This window comes from Microcoleus sp. CAWBG640 (assembly GCF_020883015.1).
In the GTDB taxonomy this organism is placed as follows: Bacteria; Cyanobacteriota; Cyanobacteriia; order Cyanobacteriales; family Microcoleaceae; genus Microcoleus; species Microcoleus anatoxicus.
This window is the reverse complement of sequence record NZ_JAHRFC010000180.1, coordinates 1-3,925: the sequence shown is the minus strand read 5'-3', so window position 1 is coordinate 3,925 and position 3,925 is coordinate 1. Positions and strand designations below refer to the sequence as shown.

Below are 3,925 nucleotides of genomic sequence, written 5' to 3'. Positions count from 1 at the left end.
GTCGCGAGTCCAAACTTCCAAAGATGCCTCATAAGCTGCGATCGCCAATTCCAGATTCTCGGCTTTTTCCCCTCTGATTCTGTTTTGGTAGGCAGTCGCCAAATTATTTTGACACGTTGCCCATTCAAAGGGAAATGCGTCGCGAGTCCAAACTTCTAAAGATGCCTCATAAGCTGCGATCGCCAATTCCAGATTCTCGGCTTTTTCCCCTCTGATTCTGTAGAGGTAAGCCATCCCCAAATTATTTTGACTCCTTGCCCAGTCAAAGGGAAATGCGTCGCGGGTGTAAACTTCCAAGGATGCCTCATAAGCTGCGATCGCCAATTCCAGATTCTCGGCTTTTTTCCCTCTGATTCTGTCACAGTAGGCATTCGCCAGACTGTTTTGATACGTTGCCCACTTTTCCGAGTAAGCTTCGCGGGTGACAACAGTTAATCCTATCTCCAGACAAGCAATAGCCACCTCTAAATTACTTGCCCGACTACCTTCCCGAAGATTTTTAAAATTAATATTCAAACCGTATAAAATGTTAGCACGATTGTATGCTTCTTCTGCATCCAAAGTTGCCAGACTTTCAGTTACCCACTCTCGCAAATATTGAGCAAAACCATCATCTATTAATTCTAGGTTAGCTTGCAGAATCTCGATTTCTTCCTCGCTGGGACAGGTGACGAGAGATTTAATCAGATTGAGATAAGCTTGGCGGCGCGCTTCGTTCATTGCTTACAACCCATGTTTTTAGAATTTTACATTCTTTGTCGGGGAAAAACAAGGGGGAAACCCGACTTGCTGAATCATCTGGAGTCGTTGGAGTGTGCGTCATAAGCTGCTACGGTTTACTTAAGACTATTTATGCCCCGGAGATCCCCCTAAATCCCCCTTAAGAAGGGGGACTTTAAGAGCTTTCTTATCCCCCCCTTCTTAAGGGGGGTTAGGGGGGATCTGTCTTAACTTAAGCGTATTCTGTCATAAGCTGCTACGCAACTATGTCGTATAATATAGATACAAGATAAGTAAGCGATCGCCATAATGAATCTATTCGGAATGGGCCCGGTCTCATTCAAACAAATCTCGATGATTTGCGATGGGGCAAAAAACAAGAGGAAACTAAAATGATTTCACAAACTTTAGTAGAAATTGAACGTTCTATTAGTTCCCTGTCGATAGAAGAACAACTTTGGCTGCTGGAACGTATCGCTTGCCGAGTACGGGAGAAAACTCACATAGCTAATAAACTCGCTAATACTAAATACCTGGAGGCAGAGATAGCAGAGATGGCAAACGATCCAGATATTCAAGTTGAGATTGCTGCTATCAATCAAGAGTTTATTGTGGCAGAAATGGATGGTTTAGAAGCGCTATGAGCATTCAGCGATGGAAAATTTATACTGATATTAGCGATCGCATTTTCAGCATTGGTATTTAGGGTGGCGGCAGATTTCCAATCAGATTTTGAGCTAATTCGACAAATTGTTCGGCACAGTTAATTTGTTCCGCAGCTTGTTCGACAGTAACAGTATCAATTCCCCCGTAATCTCCACTATGAGAGCAAATCTTGAGCATCAATTAAAAATCTGTGAAATTCAGCAGGGACTCTGCCTGTACGGGCAAATTCTCGACCAAAAGCTCCAATTACTGCGGAATGTTTAGAAAAAGACATTCCTTCACCATCTAAAAACGCCTCAGCAATGTAAAACATAGCATAATAAGCGCGAGCAGCGGCATAACCGGGAAAACCATTATCTAGCAGTAATCTTGCCGCAATGATACTTTGGCGAGATTTCTGGATTAATTCTAATTGTTCGGGTTTCATAAAGCTATTCCCTCTTTACGAATGTTCCTCAATAAAGGCCCGTTGTAGTTCACAAACCGATTTTCATCCATAAACAAACAGCTAATCACTTCATCATTTTGGAGAGACAAGTCAGCCCGAATATGGCTGATTCTTTTGATTTCTTCGCCGGGATTGACTTGTCCTTTGAGAACGACCAAAACATCAATATCTGAGTCGGGATGTGCGTCACCCCGCGCTTGGGAGCCGTAGAGTACCATTTGGGTGAGCCGATCGCCGTAGAGTTGCTCGAAGTGCGATCGCAATTCAGCTAGAATGGTCTTGAGTTTATCGTTGATTTTCATATTGGCGATGGATGTTATTTATTCTACACATAAACCCGGTGTATTTATTGTACACATAAACCCGGCGGTTGAAACCGCGTCTACAAAAACAAAGTCCGCCTACGCGGACTGAAGATAATTAATTAGAAAAATTAAGATTTTTACCCAATTTCAACGGGTTGCAAAATCTCATTCACAGGCTTTCCTCGTTTTAATTTAACCCATTTAGATTCAACAGGTTCATAAGCACAATAACAGACCATGATTTCCAGGTTTGTGTCGCTAGAAGAGAATTTGTGGATGCTTTTCACAATCCAATTGCTATCTCGACCGTGGGTGACTCCGTTACCCGGATCTTCGAGGTTTTCGTATTCTCGCACCCGCTCACCAATTTGAGGCAATTTCCCCGAAGAATCCCACTCTGTTGCTAAAATATCAGTCAAACCACCGATCGGTAGTAGCTGACGTTCTTCCCAGCCTGGGGATGAGAGTGATTCTGTTTTAAAAACTATCCAAGTTTCATTCATCGTCGGTATCTCCAAAACGACTGTCTTCAAAAGAGGTTTGTTCGCCATAAAACACGCAATTGACCTTGAGAGTGCGATCTTTTGTACGTTCGATACGCTTCAACCTCCATCTGTACTTGCGGCTCATATCCTGACACTTACTTGGGTCAGTTGCGCCGTGGTGATTTTCTAGTTCTGACGGTTCTGGTTCAGGTGAATTTGTCACTTTTTTTAATACTAGACATCAGTTTATTCATTGGCTAGTGCCTCCTTTTCCCGCTTGCTCTTGCTGGATGAGCGGGTTTGGGTTTGGGTTTGGGTTGCTGTGCCGATTTCCTTGAACTGCGGCTGTCACAATTCGCTCTACAAGATTGCTCATCGTGCGTCCTTCCTCCTTAGCCCATACCATTAAGTCGTCTCTAATATCCTCATCCAAAACGAAATTAACTCTAGGTCGCCTGTACTTCCCCATTTGCTCTCAGTTGCTTAGTGGTTAGTTACCAGCTTAGGACGTTAGATTAACTTTTGGAGTTGTGGATCGAGATAGTTGACAGTGGCATCTACTACAATCTACAATATACCTACGATCGCACAATGTCAAACAAACAACAAACAAAAGTAGGGTGCGTCAGTAGGTAAAACCCAAATTTTTCGGGCTAACCTTAAGACTGACGCACCCTACAGGCTACTGACTAATTACATATCTGTCATTAACCTTGCCTTCCGCAATATAAATGTCAATACTGTTTCTTGACCGGTAATAATATCGGCTCTTCCTTCCATTCCTGACTGAATTGAATACTGACGTGGGGTATTTGCTTGGGGAGTTTCAACTGTTTGACTACTGGTAGATTCGAGTTTGGTTAGATAAGTTTGTTCGGGCTTAATCGAAACTTCGTAATAAGAACCACCTGAATTATTAGCAGGATTTTGAGGGGCGATCGCATCTGGAGCAATTTCGCTGACAGTCCCTTTCAATGTACCGTAGTCAGGGAAGGGTAGGGCGGAAATTCTCATTTGTACAGGTTGGCCAATTTGGATGCCAGCGATGTCTTGGGATGTGACTCTGGCTTTGATTACCAGGGGTACGCCACTGGGGACGATTTGGGCTATCGCACTTCCTGCTTGCACAGTTTGACCAGGATGTTCTAACTCTACTTTGAGAATTGTACCGTCTGCTGGAGATCTGACAACGCTATATTTGAGTTTTAATTCAACTTGATTTAGTTCTTTTTGAGCTTGAATCAATTGCTGTTGAATTGACGAGCGCTTCACCAGCAAAACCCGCCGACTTCTGCCTAATC

9 protein-coding genes are annotated in these 3,925 nt (G+C 43.3%); 1 reads left to right on the top strand and 8 read right to left on the bottom strand.

Features of this window, described 5'->3' with window-relative positions:
- A partial coding sequence (locus AAFP11_RS29955; protein ID WP_341740273.1) for a tetratricopeptide repeat protein occupies positions 1 to 720 on the bottom strand: 720 nt, incomplete at its 3' end.
- A gap of 392 nt (positions 721 to 1,112) precedes the next feature.
- Between AAFP11_RS29955 and AAFP11_RS29950 the strand changes: the two genes are divergently transcribed.
- Positions 1,113 to 1,364: a hypothetical protein gene (locus AAFP11_RS29950; protein WP_341740272.1), complete on the top strand. Its 252-nt coding sequence runs from the start codon at positions 1,113 to 1,115 to the stop codon at positions 1,362 to 1,364.
- A 58-nt stretch (positions 1,365 to 1,422) separates the two neighbouring features.
- On the opposite strand, the gene AAFP11_RS29945 is transcribed toward AAFP11_RS29950, so the two are convergent.
- The 7 genes from AAFP11_RS29945 to AAFP11_RS29915 all read right to left on the bottom strand — a co-directional run.
- Positions 1,423 to 1,563: a hypothetical protein gene (locus AAFP11_RS29945; RefSeq protein WP_341740271.1), complete on the bottom strand. Its 141-nt coding sequence runs from the start codon at positions 1,561 to 1,563 to the stop codon at positions 1,423 to 1,425.
- A complete protein-coding gene (locus tag AAFP11_RS29940) occupies positions 1,541 to 1,813 on the bottom strand; it encodes a HEPN domain-containing protein (protein ID WP_341740270.1) in 273 nt (90 codons plus the stop codon). Before AAFP11_RS29940 ends, AAFP11_RS29945 begins: the two co-directional genes overlap by 23 nt.
- On the bottom strand, positions 1,810 to 2,136 hold the full coding sequence (locus AAFP11_RS29935) for a nucleotidyltransferase domain-containing protein (protein ID WP_293233293.1): 327 nt from the start codon (positions 2,134 to 2,136) through the stop codon (positions 1,810 to 1,812). Before AAFP11_RS29935 ends, AAFP11_RS29940 begins: the two co-directional genes overlap by 4 nt.
- Positions 2,137 to 2,276: 140 nt before the next feature.
- The gene (locus tag AAFP11_RS29930; RefSeq protein ID WP_341740269.1) at positions 2,277 to 2,642 is read right to left on the bottom strand and encodes a hypothetical protein; all 366 of its coding nucleotides are present in this window, start codon (positions 2,640 to 2,642) and stop codon (positions 2,277 to 2,279) included.
- Entirely contained in the window at positions 2,635 to 2,847 is a 213-nt protein-coding gene (locus AAFP11_RS29925; RefSeq protein ID WP_293209002.1) for a hypothetical protein, read from the bottom strand. The genes AAFP11_RS29930 and AAFP11_RS29925 overlap by 8 nt, the downstream gene beginning before the upstream one ends.
- Before the next feature lie 27 nt (positions 2,848 to 2,874).
- Positions 2,875 to 3,093 carry a hypothetical protein gene (locus tag AAFP11_RS29920; protein WP_341740268.1) on the bottom strand — a complete coding sequence of 73 codons (219 nt, stop codon included), beginning with the start codon at positions 3,091 to 3,093 and terminating at the stop codon, positions 2,875 to 2,877.
- Between the two features lie 224 nt (positions 3,094 to 3,317).
- Positions 3,318 to 3,925: HlyD family efflux transporter periplasmic adaptor subunit (locus AAFP11_RS29915; protein ID WP_341740267.1), on the bottom strand; the 608-nt coding region annotated here is incomplete at its 5' end.

What these genes read in the sequence shown, in the direction of transcription:
- AAFP11_RS29950 (WP_341740272.1), top strand. Translation starts at nt 1,113, where the DNA reads ATGATTTCACAAACTTTAGTAGAAATTGAACGTTCTATTAGTTCCCTG.
- AAFP11_RS29945 (WP_341740271.1), bottom strand. Translation starts at nt 1,563, where the DNA reads ATGCTCAAGATTTGCTCTCATAGTGGAGATTACGGGGGAATTGATACT.
- AAFP11_RS29940 (WP_341740270.1), bottom strand. Translation starts at nt 1,813, where the DNA reads ATGAAACCCGAACAATTAGAATTAATCCAGAAATCTCGCCAAAGTATC.
- AAFP11_RS29935 (WP_293233293.1), bottom strand. Translation starts at nt 2,136, where the DNA reads ATGAAAATCAACGATAAACTCAAGACCATTCTAGCTGAATTGCGATCG.
- AAFP11_RS29930 (WP_341740269.1), bottom strand. Translation starts at nt 2,642, where the DNA reads ATGAATGAAACTTGGATAGTTTTTAAAACAGAATCACTCTCATCCCCA.
- AAFP11_RS29920 (WP_341740268.1), bottom strand. Translation starts at nt 3,093, where the DNA reads ATGGGGAAGTACAGGCGACCTAGAGTTAATTTCGTTTTGGATGAGGAT.